17 protein-coding genes are annotated in these 17,963 nt (G+C 65.6%); 6 read left to right on the forward strand and 11 right to left on the reverse strand.

Features of this window, described 5'->3' with window-relative positions:
- Positions 1–80 precede the first annotated feature (80 nt).
- From PIN01S_RS18150 to fdhF, 9 genes are all read right to left on the reverse strand, one after another.
- A complete protein-coding gene (locus PIN01S_RS18150) occupies positions 81–326 on the reverse strand; it encodes an acyl carrier protein (protein ID WP_084337551.1) in 246 nt (81 codons plus the stop codon).
- A gap of 10 nt (positions 327–336) precedes the next feature.
- Positions 337–1,476 (reverse strand): dihydrolipoamide acetyltransferase family protein, encoded by a 1,140-nt coding sequence (locus PIN01S_RS18155; RefSeq protein WP_084337553.1) that lies wholly within the window; start codon positions 1,474–1,476, stop codon positions 337–339.
- Positions 1,473–2,444 (reverse strand): alpha-ketoacid dehydrogenase subunit beta, encoded by a 972-nt coding sequence (locus tag PIN01S_RS18160; RefSeq protein WP_084337555.1) that lies wholly within the window; start codon positions 2,442–2,444, stop codon positions 1,473–1,475. The genes PIN01S_RS18155 and PIN01S_RS18160 overlap by 4 nt, the downstream gene beginning before the upstream one ends.
- Complete coding sequence (pdhA, locus tag PIN01S_RS18165) at positions 2,441–3,427, reverse strand: pyruvate dehydrogenase (acetyl-transferring) E1 component subunit alpha (RefSeq protein ID WP_084337557.1); 987 nt, start codon at positions 3,425–3,427, stop codon at positions 2,441–2,443. Before pdhA ends, PIN01S_RS18160 begins: the two co-directional genes overlap by 4 nt.
- On the reverse strand, positions 3,424–4,557 hold the full coding sequence (locus PIN01S_RS27350; RefSeq protein ID WP_280522869.1) for an AMP-binding protein: 1,134 nt from the start codon (positions 4,555–4,557) through the stop codon (positions 3,424–3,426). The genes pdhA and PIN01S_RS27350 overlap by 4 nt, the downstream gene beginning before the upstream one ends.
- A complete protein-coding gene (locus tag PIN01S_RS27355) occupies positions 4,461–5,048 on the reverse strand; it encodes an AMP-binding protein (protein ID WP_280141658.1) in 588 nt (195 codons plus the stop codon). The genes PIN01S_RS27350 and PIN01S_RS27355 overlap by 97 nt, the downstream gene beginning before the upstream one ends.
- Positions 5,049–5,199: 151 nt before the next feature.
- Positions 5,200–6,036: an FAD/NAD(P)-binding protein gene (locus PIN01S_RS18175; RefSeq protein WP_084337559.1), complete on the reverse strand. Its 837-nt coding sequence runs from the start codon at positions 6,034–6,036 to the stop codon at positions 5,200–5,202.
- The gene (locus PIN01S_RS18180; protein ID WP_084337561.1) at positions 6,033–7,049 is read right to left on the reverse strand and encodes a 4Fe-4S dicluster domain-containing protein; all 1,017 of its coding nucleotides are present in this window, start codon (positions 7,047–7,049) and stop codon (positions 6,033–6,035) included. Before PIN01S_RS18180 ends, PIN01S_RS18175 begins: the two co-directional genes overlap by 4 nt.
- Positions 7,036–9,132: a formate dehydrogenase subunit alpha gene (gene fdhF, locus PIN01S_RS18185; protein WP_084337563.1), complete on the reverse strand. Its 2,097-nt coding sequence runs from the start codon at positions 9,130–9,132 to the stop codon at positions 7,036–7,038. The genes PIN01S_RS18180 and fdhF overlap by 14 nt, the downstream gene beginning before the upstream one ends.
- Before the next feature lie 181 nt (positions 9,133–9,313).
- Here fdhF and PIN01S_RS18190 point away from each other — a divergent pair, with 181 nt between their 5' ends.
- The 4 genes from PIN01S_RS18190 to pncA all read left to right on the forward strand — a co-directional run bounded on the left by PIN01S_RS18190 (position 9,314) and on the right by pncA (position 12,587).
- Complete coding sequence (locus PIN01S_RS18190) at positions 9,314–9,859, forward strand: Hsp20/alpha crystallin family protein (protein ID WP_084337565.1); 546 nt, start codon at positions 9,314–9,316, stop codon at positions 9,857–9,859.
- Positions 9,860–9,931: 72 nt separating this feature from the next.
- Positions 9,932–10,990 (forward strand): phosphotransferase, encoded by a 1,059-nt coding sequence (locus PIN01S_RS18195; protein ID WP_084337567.1) that lies wholly within the window; start codon positions 9,932–9,934, stop codon positions 10,988–10,990.
- On the forward strand, positions 10,987–11,961 hold the full coding sequence (locus PIN01S_RS18200) for a ribose-phosphate diphosphokinase (RefSeq protein ID WP_084337569.1): 975 nt from the start codon (positions 10,987–10,989) through the stop codon (positions 11,959–11,961). The genes PIN01S_RS18195 and PIN01S_RS18200 overlap by 4 nt, the downstream gene beginning before the upstream one ends.
- Positions 11,958–12,587, forward strand: coding sequence for a bifunctional nicotinamidase/pyrazinamidase (gene pncA / locus PIN01S_RS18205; RefSeq protein WP_084337571.1), 630 nt, complete (start codon positions 11,958–11,960; stop codon positions 12,585–12,587). The genes PIN01S_RS18200 and pncA overlap by 4 nt, the downstream gene beginning before the upstream one ends.
- Positions 12,588–12,615: 28 nt before the next feature.
- Here pncA and PIN01S_RS18210 read toward each other — a convergent pair whose 3' ends face one another.
- The gene (locus tag PIN01S_RS18210) at positions 12,616–13,995 is read right to left on the reverse strand and encodes a nicotinate phosphoribosyltransferase (protein WP_084337573.1); all 1,380 of its coding nucleotides are present in this window, start codon (positions 13,993–13,995) and stop codon (positions 12,616–12,618) included.
- Between the two features lie 138 nt (positions 13,996–14,133).
- Here PIN01S_RS18210 and PIN01S_RS18215 point away from each other — a divergent pair, with 138 nt between their 5' ends.
- A complete protein-coding gene (locus PIN01S_RS18215; protein ID WP_084337631.1) occupies positions 14,134–15,261 on the forward strand; it encodes a CapA family protein in 1,128 nt (375 codons plus the stop codon).
- Between the two features lie 9 nt (positions 15,262–15,270).
- Here PIN01S_RS18215 and groL read toward each other — a convergent pair whose 3' ends face one another.
- Positions 15,271–16,890 (reverse strand): chaperonin GroEL, encoded by a 1,620-nt coding sequence (gene groL, locus PIN01S_RS18220; RefSeq protein ID WP_084337575.1) that lies wholly within the window; start codon positions 16,888–16,890, stop codon positions 15,271–15,273.
- A gap of 228 nt (positions 16,891–17,118) precedes the next feature.
- On the opposite strand from groL, the gene fnr reads away from it, so the two are divergent.
- Positions 17,119–17,844 carry a fumarate/nitrate reduction transcriptional regulator Fnr gene (gene fnr, locus PIN01S_RS18225; protein ID WP_084337577.1) on the forward strand — a complete coding sequence of 242 codons (726 nt, stop codon included), beginning with the start codon at positions 17,119–17,121 and terminating at the stop codon, positions 17,842–17,844.
- The last annotated feature ends 119 nt before the right edge of the window (positions 17,845–17,963 follow it).

The raw sequence follows: 17,963 nt of genomic DNA on the forward strand, positions 1-17,963 counted from the left end.
CAACCTAACGGCAGCTGGCTGTCGCAGGTTTGATGCAAATCAAACGGGCCGGCACGTGGCTTTCCTTTCGTCCGAACGAGTCACGCCAATCTTCGCCGCAGGTAGTCCACCAGGACGTCGATCCGGTCGAGGCGCCGGTAGTCCTCCTCGGGAATGCTGACGCCCAGGCGTCGATGCAGGCTGGCCATGAAGCGCAGCCAATCCATCGAGTCCAGGTCCACCTCTTCGCGCAGCGGGCGGTCGCAACGCAGCCGCTCGGGCTCGACTTCCGGCGCAACGCTCTTCAGGGCCTGCAGCACTTCGTTGCGGATCGCCGCCTCGTCCATTTCCATCTCCTCACAGCTGGTCGGGTAGCAGAAGCAACCGGCGAATCTCGCCGAGAAAACGGCCGCCGTAGTGACCGTCGCTGGCCCGGTGGTCGGCCGCCAGGGTGGCATTCACCACCGGCCTGACGCACAACGCGCCGTTCTCGACCCAGGGCCGCTCGACGATACGGCCGAAGCCCACCAGGGCTACCTGTGGCGGATAGATGACGCCGAATACGCTGTCCGTACCCTGGTCGCCGAGCAGCGTGACGGTCAGCCCCGCACCGCTCAGTTCGGAACTGCGCAGGGAGCCGCTGCGGGCGCGCTGCACCAGGTCGGTGAATTCGTCCATCAGCGCTTGCACGGGTTTGTCCGCCACGTCATGCAGGGCCGGGGCGACCAATCCGCCCTGGCGCAGGGAGACGGCCACGCCCAGGTGGACGCCGCTGGCCGGCTGGAAGCTCCCATCGTGCCAGTAACCGTTGAGTTGCGGGTACTCGCGCAGCGCCAGTGCCACGGCCTTGAACAGCAGGACGGCGGGCAGCAGGCGGGCTTCCGGCGCCAGCGGCGCGTTGTACGTTTGCAGCCAGCTCAGCATCGGACCGAGGTCGAGGGCTTCTGCCAGGTAGTAATGCGGAATCTCGCGCTTGGAACGGCTCATCGCGGCGGCGATGGCCTGACGCATGGCGGCATTGCGATCGACCGGGGCCGCCGGCCAGCCCGCCCCTTCGACATCGTCCAAGGTGACCACGCCATGCGGACCGGTGCCATGCAGACGCTCGGCGTCGATACCCAGCTCGGCGGCCCGCTTGCGTGCGGCCGGAGAAATGCGTGGCCGACTGCCCAGGGGCATGACGGGGGCGACAGGAGATGCCAGCGGCTCCGGTGCGGCGACGGCAGCCTTGACCCTGTGCTGCGCGGTCGCTGGCGTTTCCCCAGCTTCGAGCAGGGTCGCGATCGGCGTGCCGACCGGCACCTTGACGCCCGGTTCGACCAGCAGCTCGAAGACCTCGCCCTCCTGCCAGCACTCCACATCCACCGCCGCCTTGGCGGTGTCGACCACGGCAATCACCTGGCCGCGGTGGACCTTTTCGCCGGGCTGTACCTTCCACTCCAGCAACCGGCCCTCGTCCATGTCGGCGCCCAGCGAGGGCAGCGGGAATTCGATCATCCGAGCAACCCCCTCGCCGCCGCGACGATGCCGGCAACCTGCGGCAAGGCCGCCTCCTCAAGATGCTTGGCATAAGGCATGGGGACCTCCGCGCTGCATACCCGAGCGGGCGGCGCATCCAGTTCGTAGAAGCCCTGCTCGACGATGCGGGCGATGATTTCGGCGGCCAGGCTGCCGCTGCGCCAGCCCTCGTCCACTACCAGGGCCCGGCGGGTCTTGCACACCGAAGCCAGCAGGGTGGCGTCGTCCAGCGGGCGCAGCACGCGCAGGTCGATGACCTCGGCGGAGAGGCCCTCTGCGGCCAGGCTTTCGGCCGCGGCCAGCGCCTTGCCGAGGGTGCCGCCATAGGCGATCAGGGTCAGGTCGGTGCCCTCACGGCGAATCCGTGCCGAGCGGATGTCCAGCGGCGCGCTGTCGTCGAGTTCGCCCTCCAGGTTGTAGAGCTGGGCATGCTCGAAGATCAGTACCGGGTCAGGATCCTCCAATGCCGGCCAAAGCATGCCGCGCGCATCTTCCAGGGTGGCCGGCGCGAGGATCTTCAAGCCCGGCACATGGGCGAACCAACCCTCGAGGCTGTGCGAATGCTGGGCAGCCAGTTGCCGGCCCGCCCCGGTGGCCATGCGCAGCACCAGGGGCACGGAGAACTGCCCACCGGACATATGCCGCAGGGTCGCCGCCGTGTTCACCAGCGGGTCCAGCGCCAGGAGGCTGAAGTTCACCGTCATCACCTCGACGATCGGCCGCATGCCGCCCAGCGCCGCGCCGATGCCCGCCCCGACGAACGCCAGCTCGGACAGCGGCGTGTCGCGGATGCGCTCGGCGCCGAACTCGTCGAGCAAACCCTTGGATACCGCATAGGTGCCGCCATAACGCCCGACGTCCTCCCCCATCAGGAACACGCGCGGGTCCCGCAGCAGAGCGTCCCGCAGGGCCTGGCGCAAGGCTTCGCGATAGGTGATGCGGGTCATGCCGAGCCCTCCCCGGTGTAGACGTCGAGGCACAGCGTTTCCAGCGGTTCGAGGGTGCCCGCCTCGGCGAAGGCGACAGCGGCCTCGACTTCACGTTCCACCTCGGCGAGCAACGCGGCGACGCCGTCGTCGTCCAGCACTTTCCCGGCAAGCAGCCGGGCACGGTAGGCGGGGATCGGGTCGCGTGCTTTCCAGCGCTCCACCTCGGCCTTGTCGCGGTACAGCTCGGGATCGAACATCGAGTGGGCACGGAAACGGTAGGTCTTGAACTCGAGAAAGTAAGGTCCCAGACCGGCCCGTACCCGCTCGACCGCCTGGCGCGTGGCATCGTGCACCGCGACCACGTCCATGCCGTCCACCGCCTGTGCCGCCACCTTGTAGGCCGCGGCTTTGGCGCACAGGTCGGTTTGCGACTGGGAGCGCTCCAGTGCGGTGCCCATCGCATAAAGGTTGTTCTCGCAGCAGAACAGCACCGGCAGTTGCCAGAGCGCCGCCAAGTTGATCGCTTCGTGAAAGGCGCCTTCCGCCATCGCTCCCTCGCCGAAGAAGCAGGCCACCAAGCGTGTGCTGCCCTGCATTTGTTCGGCCAGCGCCAGGCCCGCCGCCAACGGCAGCCCACCGCCAACAATGGCGTTGCCGCCGAAGAAGCGAGTTGCCGCATCGAACAAATGCATGGAACCGCCACGCCCACGCGAACATCCCTCCTGGTAGCCAAGCATCTCCGCCATGATTGCCGTCATCGGCACGCCCTTGAGCAAGGCATGGCCATGCTCGCGATAGGTCGCCACTACCGCGTCGTCCGGTGCCAGTGCGTGCACGGCGCCGACCGCCACGGCCTCCTCGCCGATGTAGAGATGCAGGAAGCCGCGAATCCGGCCCTGGCCATACAGCTCTGCGGAACGCTCTTCGAGCCGACGGATGCGCAGCATGTCGAACAGCAGGCCTACGGCGGCCGATGAGTCGATCGAGGGGTGCCCGTTCATGCCGGATTCTCCAGCGTCGAGGTATCGCCCTCCGGCAACCCCAGCTCGCGGGCCTTGAGCAACCGGCGCATGAGCTTGCCGCTGCGGGTATGCGGCAGGCTGATGACAAACTCCAGCTCCTTCGGCGCCACCGCGGCCCCCAGGCGTACGCGGGCGTGACCAAGTAGTTCGTCACGCAGGCCATCGCTGGCATGACGGCCGCCCTTCAACGAAACGAACGCCTTGACCCGCTCACCGAGCAGGTCGTCCGGTTTGCCGATCACCGCCACCTCGGCCACCGCCGGGTGCTCCATCAACGCGCTTTCCACTTCGAACGGACCGATCAGGTGGCCGGCGGACTTGATCACGTCATCACTACGGCCGACGAACCAGTAATAGCCATCGCCATCGCGGCGTGCCAGATCGCCGCTGAGGTACCAGCCGCCGGCGAAACAACGGCGGTAGCGCGCTTCCTGGCCAAGATAGGTACGGAACATGCCTGGCCAGGGTTGCCTGAGGGCCAGCTCGCCAATCTGCTCGTCGCCTAGCATTTCCAACGTACCGTCGTCGTGCAAATGGACAACGGCAGCCTCGACACCCGGCAACGGCTTGCCCATGGAGCCGGGCTTGATCGGCATGGCCAGGGTGTTGGCGATCATGATGCCGCCGGTTTCCGTCTGCCACCAATTGTCATGGATGGGCAGGCCGAGCACGTCCTGCCCCCACCATACGGCCTCAGGATTGAGTGGTTCGCCCACACTGGCGACGAAACGCAACTGCGGGAAATAGTGCTGGCACGCCAGCTCCGGCCCCGCCTTCATCAGCATCCGGATCGCCGTCGGCGCGGTGTACCAGACGGTAACCCGCTCGCGCTCCAGGATCTCGTACCAGCGCGCCGCATCGAAATCGCCGCTATCGACGATACAGGTCACACCCTGCATCAACGGAGCAAGGATGCCGTAGGAGGTACCGGTTACCCAACCGGGGTCCGCGGTACACCAGTAAATGTCGTTGGGGTGCAGATCCAGTGCGAACTTGCCGGTGACATAGTGGGTCAATGCCGCGCCATGCACATGCAGGGCCCCTTTCGGCGTACCGGTGGTACCACTGGTGAAATGCAGCAACGACGGCGTGTCTTCGGTCGTATGCACCACCTCGAAATCGTCCGCTGCCTCGGCCAGCAGTTCATGCAGATCGAGCCCCCCTCCGTACTCGACGGCCCCCCGTTCTCGTTATAGACCAACACCTGTTCGAGAGCCGGCAGACGCTCCCGCAACGCGGCCACCTTGCGCCGGTAGAGTGCCTCGCTGGTCAGCAACATTCGACATTCGCCCAAGCGCAGGCGGGTTTCCAGAGGCTCCGGGCCGAAGGCAGAAAACAATGGCGATACCACACAACCATTCTTCAGGCCGCCCAGCACCCCGAGGTACAGCTCGAGACTCCGTTCGCACAGGACGAATAGATGATCCCCGACCGACATGCCGAGCATCGTCAGGACATTGGCGAATCGATTGGTCAGGCTGCTCAACTGACCATAGGTGACGTCCCTCCGGCCGCCGCTCCGCTCCAGGATGCGCAGGGCGACATGCCGACGTAGCCCATTCAGGGCATGGCGGTCGACGGCCTCGTGTGCCAGATTCATGCCCCCTCCGGGCAGCCCCGCCAGCTCTCGCGCCGCTGCCTGCCAACTGAAGGCGGCCTGCGTTTCGGGACATGCCGACCAATTGGGCTCCACCCGCATGGCCTCTGGGTTCTTTTCGATGAGAGCCGGTCGCATTGTCCTTCCTCCGATCTCAGCAGCGCTGCAGCGCCGGTGCCGCACAAGAGTCCGTGGCACCGGTCAGCGCCAGGAAACGGTCATAGCGATAGGTCGGGCCGTCCAGACAGGCGTAGCTCGCCCCGATGTAGCAATGGCCACACAAGCCGACACCGCAGTGCATACGACGCTCCAGGGACACCCAGATGCGGCTGGGTTGGATGCCATGCTCGACGCTTGCACGGGCGGCACCCAGCATCAGCGACTCGGGCCCGCAGCACAGCAGGGTATCCGGCTGCACCGTGGCGAAGACTTCGTCGAAATGATCGAGGGGCGTGCCCCGCCGCTGACCCGCCGCGGCATCGTCCAATGTCTCGATGAACGGTATCGCCAACTTCCAGCGCAAACGCTCCCGAGCGAGGATCTGGTCCTCGTCGCGACGAGCCCCATAGACAACGCTCAGGCGCGACGACAGATGCTCCCTGGACGCCTCGTCGATCAGGCCTGCCAACGGCGCCAAACCACAACCTCCGGCGACTACCAGCACACGGCGCGGGCTGAAGAACAGCGGCCAGCCTTTGCCGAACGGACCACGATAGCCAAGGGTGTCGCCGGGGCGAAGCGCGAAGAGCGCATCGGTCAGGTTGCCCATCCGCCGTATCAGCGCATTGAAATGGCCATACAGGTTCGGCGGACTGACATAGGTGAACGGCGCCTCGCCGACACCCGGCACCGCCAGCATGAAGAACTGCCCAGGCATCGTGGCCAGGTCGTGCGCCTGGGGGAAATCGATACGAAAGCTGAAATGCCGGGCGTCCCGTCCATCCTCGTAGCTGTCCAGCAAGTGCAACTTGCGCGGAGTCAGGTCAATCATGGCCGCCCCACCTCCCCTATCACCCCGTGAACGCCGATGCCGCCGGGGCATACCCGGTCGCAACGCCCGCAGCCTACGCAACCGTAATGGCCGAACTGCTCGCGGAATGGCTCGCCGAACTTGTGCAACCAGAATCGCTGGACACGCTGACCCGGGGAGGCACTGGGGTTGTGCCCGCTCGCTTCGGCCTGGAAACCTTCGTACAGGCAGGAATCCCAGACCCGTTCATGCTGGACTTCGCCGCTCGCGCCGACCTGCTCCAACGGCGCGAAACAGGAACAGGTCGGGCATACCTGGGTGCAGCCGGAACACCCGAAGCAGTGTGTCCCCAGCGTTTCCCAGGTGTCCGCCGATACCTGCCCGGCGTTCAGCGCCGCCACGCCGTCGAGCAACTCCCGGTCGTGCAGTTGAGCCAGCGCCACCCGCGCGGCGTTGGATTCCCGGGTCGCCTGGCAGCCGTCCAGGTTCGTCGGCAGACGCAGCTCGCGAATGGCCTCGGCCCCCGCGGCGGAACCGACGCGCAGCCACCAGCCCCGCGCATCGTCGCGCCGCACCAGAACCAGGTCGGCGAGACCGTCGCCCACCAGCGGCCCGCTCTCCACCAGGCTGCAGAACCCGTTGCTGCAACTTTCCCGACACTCCACTCCCACCAGCAGGGTGGCGTGACGGCGCGCCTGATAATGCGGGTCTTGGGCGAAGAAGCGGTCCTGGTAGGCAATGGCCTGCAGGTCGCAGGCATGCAGGCCGAAGATCGCCTGCGGCCTGACCTCGGGCAGGGACGAATAGAACTGGCCGCCATCGAAGCGGAACAACAGTTCCCGCTCGGCGAAGAAAAACAGCTTCGCCGAGAACGGCGGCGGATCGCCCTCCGGTTCGAGTGGGGTGAAGTCCTTCGGCCCGACCTCCTGCCAATGCCGTCCGCCCTGCCCATCGTCGCGCACCTCGTACAGGCGCCGGGACTGCGCCAGGTGCCTGCGCAGACGTTCCACCTCGGCCAGCTCATGAGTGGACATGGCGAATCACCTCGGCCGCGCCCGCTTCGGCATTCGGCGCTTCCCCGGCCGGCAAGCCTTCGACCGCGACCGCACAGGCTTTCAACTCCGGCATGTGGGTGATGGGATCCTGGGCATCGTTGGTCAGGCGATTGCAGGGGGCTTCCCGGAAATGGTACGGCATGGCCACGGTGCCCCGCGGCACCTCGTCGGTGAGGCGGACCCGGGTTTCCAGTTCGCCGCGCCGGGAGCGCACACGCACCGCCTGGCGGTCATGCAATCCTAGGGCGCCGCCGTCGTCGGGATGCATCGATAGCAGGCCGGCAGGAATCTCCCGCTCGAGCAGCGGCGAATGCCGTGTCATCGATCCGCCGCCGTACTGGAAATGGAGCCGATGAGTGGTCAGGAAGAACGGATATTCCGCATCGGGGCATTCGTCGGGCGCCACGTTGGTGACCGGTAGCAGCCGGCCCTTGCCCAGGGGGAAGCGTTCCTCGTGCAGGAAAGGAGACCCCTGCGGTCGCGCGGCATCGCAGGGCCATTGCAGGCCATGGTGCTCGTCCAACCGTGCGTAGGTCATGGCCGAGAAGATCGGCGTCAGCAGGGCCATCTCGTCGAACACCGCCTCGGCATCTTCCCAGTCCATGCCGGGATACCCCATGCGCACCGCCAGCTCAGCGAGGATCTTCCAGTCCGCCTTCGCCTCGCCCGGTGGCGTCACCGCGCGGCGCACACGCTGCACACGGCGCTCGCAGTTGGTGAAGGTGCCGTCCTTCTCGGCGAAGGAGGCAGCCGGCAGCACCACGTCGGCGAGCCGCGCCGTTTCGGTCATGCTCAGCTCCAGCACCACAAGGAAATCCAGTGCGCCGAGCGCGTGGGCCACCTGGTTCTGGTCCGGATCGGTGAGCACCGGATCTTCGCCGATGATCATCAGGGCTCGCAGGGCGCCATCGCGGGCCGCACGGGTCATGCCCAGGGACGTCAGGCCGGGCGTCACCGGCGAGGTCACGCTCCAGGCTTCGCCGAACCGGGCCTGCACCGCCAGGGCCGAGGCATCCTGATAGCCGGGATAGACGTTGGGCAGGCAGCCCATGTCGCAAGCACCCTGCACGTTGTTCTGGCCACGCAGGGGATTGATGCCGGTTCCCGGCCGCCCGACCTGGCCGCAGGCCAGGGCCAGGTTGGAAACCGCAATCACGTTGTTGGTACCGCTCTGGAACTGGGTGATGCCCATGCCATAGGCGAGATACGCGGCCCTGGCCTGACTGTAGAGACGGGCCACCTCCTCCAGATCGGCGACCGCGATACCGGTCTTGGCGCTCGTTCGCTCCGGCGTCACGTCGGACAAATGATGCCGCAGAGGGCCGGTATCCTCGCAGCGGGAGGCCAGGAACGCGCTGTTCTCCCAGCCGTTGGCCAGGATGATCTGCAACAGGCCATTGAGCAGCGCGATATTGGTGCCCAGGCGCGGTTGCAGGTGGATGTCCGCCAGCCGGGCCAGGCGCGTCCGGCGCGGGTCGATCACGATCAGCCGCGCCCCCCGCGCCTGGGCGCGCAGCATGCGGGCGCCGATCATGGCGTGGTTTTCGGTCACGTCGGCGCCGATCACCAGGATGACGTCGGCCAGGTCGATGTCGGCGATGCCGTTGGTCATCGCCCCGGAGCCCAGGGTGCGTACCAGGCCGGCCACCGAGGGGCTGTGGCAGATCCGCGCGCAGTGATCGATGTTGTGGGTCCCGAGCACGGCCCGAGCGAACTTCTGCGCAGCGTAGTTATCCTCGTTGGTTGCGCGGGCACAGCTGATCACGCCCACCGCCGTGGGGCCAGCGGCATCCCGCGCCACGCCGAACTCGTTGGCGACCCGCTCCAGCGCTTCGTCCCAGGACGCCGGGCGGAACCGCCCGTGCTCCTTGATCAGCGGCCGGGTCAAACGATGCCCGGCATCAATGGCGAAACTGGTGGACCAGCCCTTGGCGCAGAGCTGCCCCTGACTGACCGGGTGGCCGGGCTGCGGTTCGACGCCAACCACCCGATCGTTCTCGACCCGCAGGCCGATGCCACAGCCCACGCCACAAAAGGTGCATACGCTCGGTACCACGTTCATCACGAGACCTCCCGCCGATCTGGAATCAGGCTAGGCCCCGCCCCCCGCATCGAGTTTGATCCGGATCAACGAATCGAGGCCGCACCACGGCTGGCGATTGATCGAAATCAACGTCGGTCGGTTACCTCGATCGCAATATCTTTCCGTCCGCTGTCGGACTACCCGAATGGAGGGATTCAAGATGGCCAATACCGCAAAAAAGGTTCCAGTGACCACCGAGGAAAAGACCAGCAAGGCCCCCGCCCTGTCTGAGCCTTGGCATCCGCTGGACAACCTGCGCCGGCAAATCGACCACCTGTTCGAAGATTTCAACCGCATGCCCCTGCGCTTTCCGTTCTCACGCAGCAGTGCGTTCGAAATCGAGCCGTTCTGGCGTCGCGATGTCTTCGCCCATGGCCTCCCGGCCGTGGACATCGCCGAGAAGGAGAAAGCGTTCGAAATCACGGCCGAACTGCCGGGCATGGATGAGAAGAACATCGAGATCAAGCTGTCCAACGGCAACATGATCATTCGCGGTGAGAAGCGAGAAGAGGCCGAGGAGAAGAAGAAGGATTACTACCTTTCCGAGCGCCACTATGGTTCCTTCGAGCGCATCTTCAACCTGCCCAAGGGCGTCGATCCGGACAAGATCGACGCCCACTTCAGCAAGGGCGTACTGACCATCAACCTGCCGAAGAAACCGGAAGCCATCAAGCCGGAGAAGGTGATTCCGATCAAGGCGAGTTGAACATGCCCTCTGGGCCCCGCCACTGATCGGCGGCGGGGCGTTGGGTCACTCCGTATCCCTGGTGAGAACCGAATGGACAGCCAGGATGAAGTCATCGCTTTTCTCTCCCGCCCGGATAGCTACGGCGATCCGGCCGGTACGGTCGAGCGCATCGAGCCCCATGGCTCGGTGGTTTTCCTGCATGGCCGATACGCCTACAAGCTCAAACGAGCCGTCGCCTATGCCGCACTGGACTTCCTGACCCGCGAAAGCCGTGAACGGGCCTGTCGTGCGGAACTGGTATTGAATCGTCGGACGGCACCCGATCTCTACCTGGCAGTGCGCTCGATCGACCGCACCGCCGATGGTAGCCTGATATTCGACGGTGGCGGATCAGCTGCGCTGGATTGGGTCGTGGTGATGCGTCGCTTTCCTCAGGGCGCGCTGTTCGAGCGCATGGCGTCCGACGGTCGCCTCACTGTCGACCTGATGGACAAACTGGGCGAAGAGATTGCGCGCTTCCATGCACTGGCCGAAATCACTCCGGGCTTCGGCGGAGCCGATGGCATCCGCCAGGTCATCGAAGACAACCACCGCGAACTCTGCCGCTACCCCGCGGTGCTCGACGTTCGGGCGCTATACCGGCTGCACGATGCTTCGCTCGGCAGGCTCGACGAACTCGCCTCCCTGCTCGACCGACGACGGCTGGAGGGCCGTGTGCGGCGATGCCACGGCGATATGCGCCTGGCCAACATCTGCCTGCTGGATGGCCGGCCGACACTATTCGATGGTATCGAGTTCAGCGACCCCCTCTCCTGCATCGACGTGCTCTTCGATCTAGCCTTCGTGCTCATGGATCTCGACCACCATGGCCTCGCCCCGTTGGAAGATCGCCTGCTCCGGAGCTATTTGTGCCACAGCGACGCGCTCGAAGACTGCCGCCCGCTACCCTTGTTCCTGTCGTTGCGAGCAGCGACCCGCAGCTTCACCCTGGCCTGCAGTGCCGGCCGGCAAGAGAAACCGACAGCCGCACACGACAAGGCCCGGCGGGCACGGGCACTCCTGCGCCTGGCCGAACTCTTTCTGAAGGAAACCACCGCCCAAGGCCGGCGACCCTGCGTGGCGCCCCCGGCAGCCAGGAGTGGACCATGAATCGATCGCCTCCCCTGTTGTTCGCTTTGCATGGCAGCGAGGACTACGGGCGCCGGGTTGCGACTCGCCTGGGCCTGCCCCTGGCGCCGCTGGAAGAGCGGGAGTTCGAAGACGGCGAACACAAGAGCCGCCCTCTGGAGCCGGTCGTCGGCAAGCCGGCCATCGTCCTCCATGCGCTCTACGGGGACACCCGGCACAGTGTCAATGACAAGCTCTGCCGCCTGCTGTTCTTCTGTGGCGCACTGAAGGACGCCGGGGCCGCCCGGGTCCATGTGGTGGCACCCTACCTGTGTTACGCCCGCAAGGAGCGGCGGACACAGCTCCAGGACCCGATCATCAGCCGCTACGTTGCGGCGCTGTTCGAAACCAGCGGCGTGGATCGCCTGAGCGCCCTGGACGTGCATAACCCCGCAGCCTTCGACAATGCCTTCCGCATCCCCACCCGCCATTTGGAGAGCGCCGAGCTGTTCGCCGATCGATTCGCGGCTCTTGCCGCCGAAGGCCGCGTGGTCGCGGTATCCCCCGATGCGGGCGGCACCAAACGGGCCGAGCGGTTCCGCCAGGCCCTGGAGCGGAACCTGGGGCGACCGGTGGCCAGCGCCTACATGGAAAAATTCCGCAGCAATGACATCGTTACCGGCACCCTGCTGGTCGGCGAGGTACGCGATGCGGTGGCGATCATTATCGATGATCTCATCAGCACCGGAGGAACCCTGTTGCGAGCAGGCGAGGCCTGCCGGGCGGCCGGCGCCATGCGGATCTTCGCCGCCGCGACCCACGGCCTGTTCACCGGCGGCACCGGGCTGCTGGACAGCCCGCTGTTCGAGCGCCTCCTCGTATGCGACAGCGTCCCACCTTTCCGGCTGGAGTCCGAGCGCTGCGCCCAACGGCTGGAAATCCTCGATACCACGGCCATGGTCGCAGCGTCGCTCGCCGAAGAGTACGGCCTGTCCCGGAAGACATCGCCATGAAAACCGTTCTCTGTCCCGACGCCCACGACCTGCTTCTGGTGATCGACGTACAGAACGACTTCTGTGCCGGCGGTGCCCTGGCTATCCCCAGTGCGGACGCCGTGGTAGCGCCGATCAACCGCCTCGCCCAGTGTTTCGCACACATCGTCCTGACTCAGGATTGGCGCCCCGCAGACCATTGGAACTTCGCCGACAACCACCCCGGCCGTCGTCCGTTCGACACCATCCACCTCGCCTATGGTGCCCAGGCGCTATGGCCCAGCCACTGTGTGCAAGGCAGCCGGGGCGCGGACTTCCATCCGGGCCTGCGCCTGTCACGGGCCGAACTGATCCTGCGCAAGGGCTACCGCAGCGGCATCGATTCGTACTCGGCCTTCTACGAGAACGACCGGAGCACCCCGACCGGGCTTAGCGGGTATCTGAAGGAACGAGGAATCAGGCGTCTGTTCCTCGCCGGGCTGGCAACCGATTACTGCGTGCTCTATTCAGCCCTCGATGCCCGCCGGGAACGCTTCCAGGCGGTACTGTTGGAGGAAGCCTGCCGGGGCCTGGATATCGAGGGCTCGGTGGCAAAAGCCTTGCAAGCCATGCGCGGGGCCGGCATCGACATATGGCAGACGGCCTGACGGGGCTCGTCGTCAACCCAGCCGCCAATCAGGACGGCGGTGCCGCACCGCGGCCACCGGTAATAAGGCGATCCGCTTCCGCCGCCAGGGCGCGCAAGGTGTCGGATACGTGCACGGGGTAGACGGCGGGTTCCAATCCCCGCAGCGCCATGGGCAGGCTCGCCAGTTGCCGTTGCGTGTAGCGGCGCACCTCCTCCAGAGAGGGCGACGGCCGGAGTCGCCGCCCCTGGCGCATCACCGGCTGGATCAGTGCAGCGCCCCTTGTCGCATCGCCCTCTAGCGTCAGGGTGTCGCCGCTGCAAAGGCCCGCGCTGTCATAGCGGCGATACACCTGCTTGCGCCCCGGCCAGGTGGCCTTGCCCTCCGAGCGTTTGCGACGGGGAAGCCCGGCGTACTCCTGCAGTTTGTAGGCACAATCCAGCGCCGGCGCATCGCTGGAGGTATCGAGCCGCGTGCCGATGCCGAAGCCATCGATGGGCGCGCCCTGGGCCAGCAGATCGCCGATCAGGTACTCGTCCACGCTGCCGCTGGCGAATACCGTGACCTTGTCCAGGCCGCCCTCATCGAGGATCGCGCGGACCTTGCGCGCGTGCTCGCCGAGGTCGCCGCTGTCAAGGCGCACGCCCTGCACCGCGATGCCGGCGGACGCCAGGCGCGGCGCCAGCCCCACCACCTTGGCGGCCCCAGCCTCAGTGTCGTAGGTGTCGATCAACAGGACTACCGACGCCGGCAGGCTGTGGGCGAAGTGCTCGAATGCCTCGGCTTCGTTGGCATGTGCCTGGATGAACGAGTGTGCCATGGTCCCGGCGAGCGGAATGCCGAACTGCGCGCCGGCCAGCACCGTGGCCGTGGCGGAGAATCCGACCAGATAACTGGCACGAGCGGCCAGCACGCCGGCCTCGGCGCCATGGGCACGGCGCAAGCCAAAATCCACCAGGCGCTTGCCCGGTGCCTGCAACACGACGCGGGCGGCCTTGCTGGCGATCAGGGTCTGGAAATGCAGCAGATTGATCAGGCGGGACTCCACCAGCTGCGCCTCCGGCAGCGGCGCGGTAACCCGCAGGATCGGCTCGTCGGGAAAGAACGGCGTACCCTCGGGCATCGCATGCACATCGCCGGTAAAACGCAGGCCGGCCAGGTAATCGATGAACGCCGGCCTGAACATCCTCTGCGTCGCCAGCCACTCCAGCTCGATGTCCGAGAAGCGCAGTTGTTCGAGGTAGTCCAGCGCCTGCTCCAACCCCGCAGCCAAGTAGAAGTTCCGGCAACCCGGCAGCTTGCGGGCGAAGAACTCGAACACCGCCGTGTCGAACATGTCACGCTCGAAGTAACCCTGGAGCATGGTCAACTGGTACAGATCGGTGAGCAGCACCCCGGCATCGGCCAGGTGAGGTCGCTTCTGCGTCATCTCGCAGTCCTCCCGTCGTGGCTACGGCGACACAGGCAGTTTGCCGTCGGGTGGCACAATGAAGTGCTGATATCGATCAAGATGCCGATGGTCCGAAGCGCCACCATGGTTCGCAAGGCCAACGAAGAGGGTCCGGCCATGCCCGACGTCCGCCCGCACCTGCGCCTCTTTCTCGGCGGTGACCTTATGACTGCGAGGGGTATCGACCAAATCCTCCCGAACCCCGGCGATCCCCTCCTGCACGAAGCCTATGTCACCCACGCCGGGGACTACGTGGCGCTGGCCGAGCGGCGCAACGGCCCGATCCCCCGGCCGGTGGATTTCGCCTACGTCTGGGGCGTGGTGCCCCAGGTCCTGGCCAGACACAGGCCGGACGTCAGCCTGGTCAATCTGGAAACGGCGGTGACGCGCGGGGGCTGGCCCCAGCCCAAGGGCATCAACTACCGCATGGAGCCGAACAACCTGCCGGTGCTCGGCGCGGTGAAACTCGACTGCTGCAGCCTGGCCAACAATCATGTGCTCGACTGGGGCGAAGCGGGCCTCCTCGACACCCTGGCGGCCCTCGACCACCTGGGCCTGGGTCACGCCGGGGCCGGTGTCGACCGACGCAGCGCGACGGCGCCGGCCGTGCTGCCCGTCGTCGGTGGACGGCGCTTGCTGGTGTTCGCTTTCGCGACGCCCGATTGCGGCGTGCCATCGGAATGGTCGGCCGATGACCGGCAACCCGGCGTGGCTTGGCTGAGCGAGCTGTCGCCGCGCAGCCTGAACCGGATCGCCACTCGCATCCGCGCCCTGAAACGTCCTGGCGACCGCGTGCTGGTATCGCTGCACTGGGGTGGCAACTGGGACTTTTCCATCCCGACGGAACAGGTCCGGTTCGCCCATGGGCTGATCGACGAGGCCGGCGTCGACCTCGTGCATGGGCACTCCTCGCATCACGTCAAAGGCATCGAGGTCTATCACCGCCGACTGATCCTCTACGGTTGCGGCGACCTGCTGGACGACTACGAAGGCATCGACGGTTATGCCTCCTATCGCAGCGACCTGGGCCTGCTGTATTTCCCCTCGCTGGATGCCAAGGGCAACCTCCTCTCGCTCCTGCTCTATCCGACGCATCAGTGCCGTCTGAGCATCCAGGCCGCGGAGGACTCCGACCGGGTTTGGCTGCTCGACACCCTGCAGCGGGAATGCGCACGCTTCGGCTGCTCGGTTATACCGACCGCCAATGATTTATTCCGCCTCGTCTGGCGAGAGGCGCGCCATTGAACAGACGCGTCAGCCTGGCAACGGTGGCTCGGTTTCCCGGGGTTCCTTGTCCGGCAGCTCGGTGAGGGTCGCTTCGGTGAGCAACAGGACGCTCGCCACCGAAACCGCATTCTCCAGGGCGACGCGGACGACCTTGGTCGGGTCGACGATCCCGGCCCCGTACATATCCACGTAGCGGTTGGTCGAGGCGTCAAAACCGATATCGCCGGCTTCGGCGAGCATCCGCGCCACCACCAAACCCGCGTCCACCGCAGAGTTCTCCGCAATGATACGGGCCGGGGCCTCCAGGGCGCGCCGAAGGATCTGCAGGCCCGTTCTCTCGTCGCCTTCGCAACGGCCCTCCTCTTCGGTCACCGCCTTGACGGTACGCAACAGGGCCAGGCCACCCCCCGGCACAATGCCTTCGGCGATGGCAGCCTTTGTCGCCGAGATGGCATCGTCCAGAGCGTCCTTGCGGGTTTTCATCTCCGCTTCGGTGGGGGCGCCGACACGGATCACCGCAACGCCGCCGGACAATTTGGCGAGACGCTCCTGCAGTTTCTCAAGGTCGTAATTGCTGCTGGTCTTTTCCATTTGCGTGCGAATCTGCTGGATACGCGCATCGATGGCCTCGCGCTCGCCGGCTCCGCCGATCAGCGTGGTGCTGTCGCGGTCCGCCACCACCCTCCGCGCCCGGCCGAGCTGCGACAGCTCCACCTGTTCCAGGCGAATGCCGACGTCGCGGGAAATAACCTGGGCTCCAGTCAGGATGGAAATGTCCTGGAGCAGCTCCTTGCGCCGATCACCGTACCCCGGCGCCTTCACCGCCACGGCCCGGAGGATGCCGCGCATCTGGTTGACGATCAGTGTCGCCAGCGCTTCGCCCTCAATGTCTTCGGCGATGAATACCAGCGGCCGTCCGCTCCTGGCGACCTGCTCCAGCAGGGGGATGAGATCCTTCAGCAGGCCGATCTTTTCATCGCAGATGAGCAAGTAGGCATCCTCCAGCACCGCCTGCATCTTTTCCGTATCGGTGATGAAGTACGGCGAGACGTAGCCACGGTCGAAGCGCATGCCTTCGACCACTTCCACCACCGTCTCGATGGTCTTGGACTCCTCCACCGTGATGACGCCTTCTCCACCGACCTTTTCCATGGCATCGGCGACCAACTCACCGATCACACCATCGTTGTGTGCCGAAATGGTGGCTACCTGGGCTTTCTCCTTGCGGCTACGTACCGTCCGGGATTGCGTCTTGAGCGATGCGACGGCCACTTGCAGGCCCCGATCGAGGCCACGCTTGATGTCGATGGCACTTGCCCCGGCCACCACGTTGCGCACGCCGTCGGCAAAGATGGCGTGCGCCAGGACGGTTGCCGTGCTGGTGCCATCCCCCACCGCTTCGCCCGTCTGCTCCGCCGCCTGGCGCAACATCTGCGCGCCGAGATTTTCCTCGGGATCTTCGAGCACCACTTCCTTGGCAATGGTCACACCATCGTTGCAGACCATTGGCGTTCCCCAGTTTTTCTTGATCAGGACTGACTTGGACTTCGGCCCGAGGGTCACGCGTATCGCATCAGCCAACTGAGTGGCACCGCGCAGCACCTTCTCCCGAGCCTCGCTACGGAACAGAATCCGGGTATGAGCCATGGCGTGTTCTCCATTTCGATACTCGACAGAGTCGGCTCGCCAGTAATGACCCGTTTTGATTCATATCAAGCACCCCGCCAAAGGCCCGCATACCAGCCAAACGCACCGAAACAGGGCTCTATTCTCCGTTCGTCACCAGGCAGCCAAAAAACCGACAAATGGCCAATAGCCACTGCATCTAATGGGGCTAATCTGCTAATTCCAATGGATTTCTTGACGCTTATCCGCATGGAAAACCATCCGCGAGCCGGCCGCACATTCGAAGCTCATGTTCACTGCCAGAGCTGCTCCATCAGAAAGCTGTGCTTTCCCTTCAGCCTGGGCGACGACGAAATCGTGCGGCTAGACAACATCATCAAGCGCAATCGCCCCTTGCAGCGTCACGAACACCTGTTCCGTGCCGGCGACCGCATGCAGCATGTCTATGCTCTGCGCTCCGGTTCGCTGAAGTGCTATCTGCTGAATGCCGACGGCTCCGAGCAGATCACGGGTTTCTACCTCCCCGGCGAACTGATCGGCCTGGACGGTTTCGGCACCGGCACCTACCCCACCTGTGCCGCCGCGCTGGAGACCACCCTGGTCTGCGCCGTGTCCCTCACTCAGCTGGAAGAGCTGGCGGGAACCATTCCCCACCTACGCAAACACCTGTTGCGAGCCCTCAGCCGGGAAATCCACGATGAGCAGGAGCATTTCACCCATAACCGGGAAACTGCCGAACAGCGCCTGGCCGCGTTCCTGCTCAACCTGTCGGCCCGTTATGCCCGGCGCGGCCTGTCGGCGACCGACTTCATCCTACCGATGAGCCGCGGCGAGATCGGCAACTACCTGAGCCTGACTACGGAAACCATCAGCCGCCTGTTCACCCGCTATCGCCAGCAGGGCTTGCTGAACATCGATGGACGCGAAATCCATCTGCTGAACCCCGCCGCGCTGTGCCATCTCGGTGTTGCCTGAACGCCGGTCACCGGCTATCGCCAGAGTGGTCCCCGAGCCTTCGCATCCACCGATCAGCCTGCCCGCCTTTGGCACCGGAAACTCGATACCGCCTCGGCACGGCACCCTGGCGGCATGGA

This window comes from Pseudomonas indica NBRC 103045 (assembly GCF_002091635.1).
Taxonomy (GTDB): Bacteria; Pseudomonadota; Gammaproteobacteria; order Pseudomonadales; family Pseudomonadaceae; genus Pseudomonas_M; species Pseudomonas_M indica.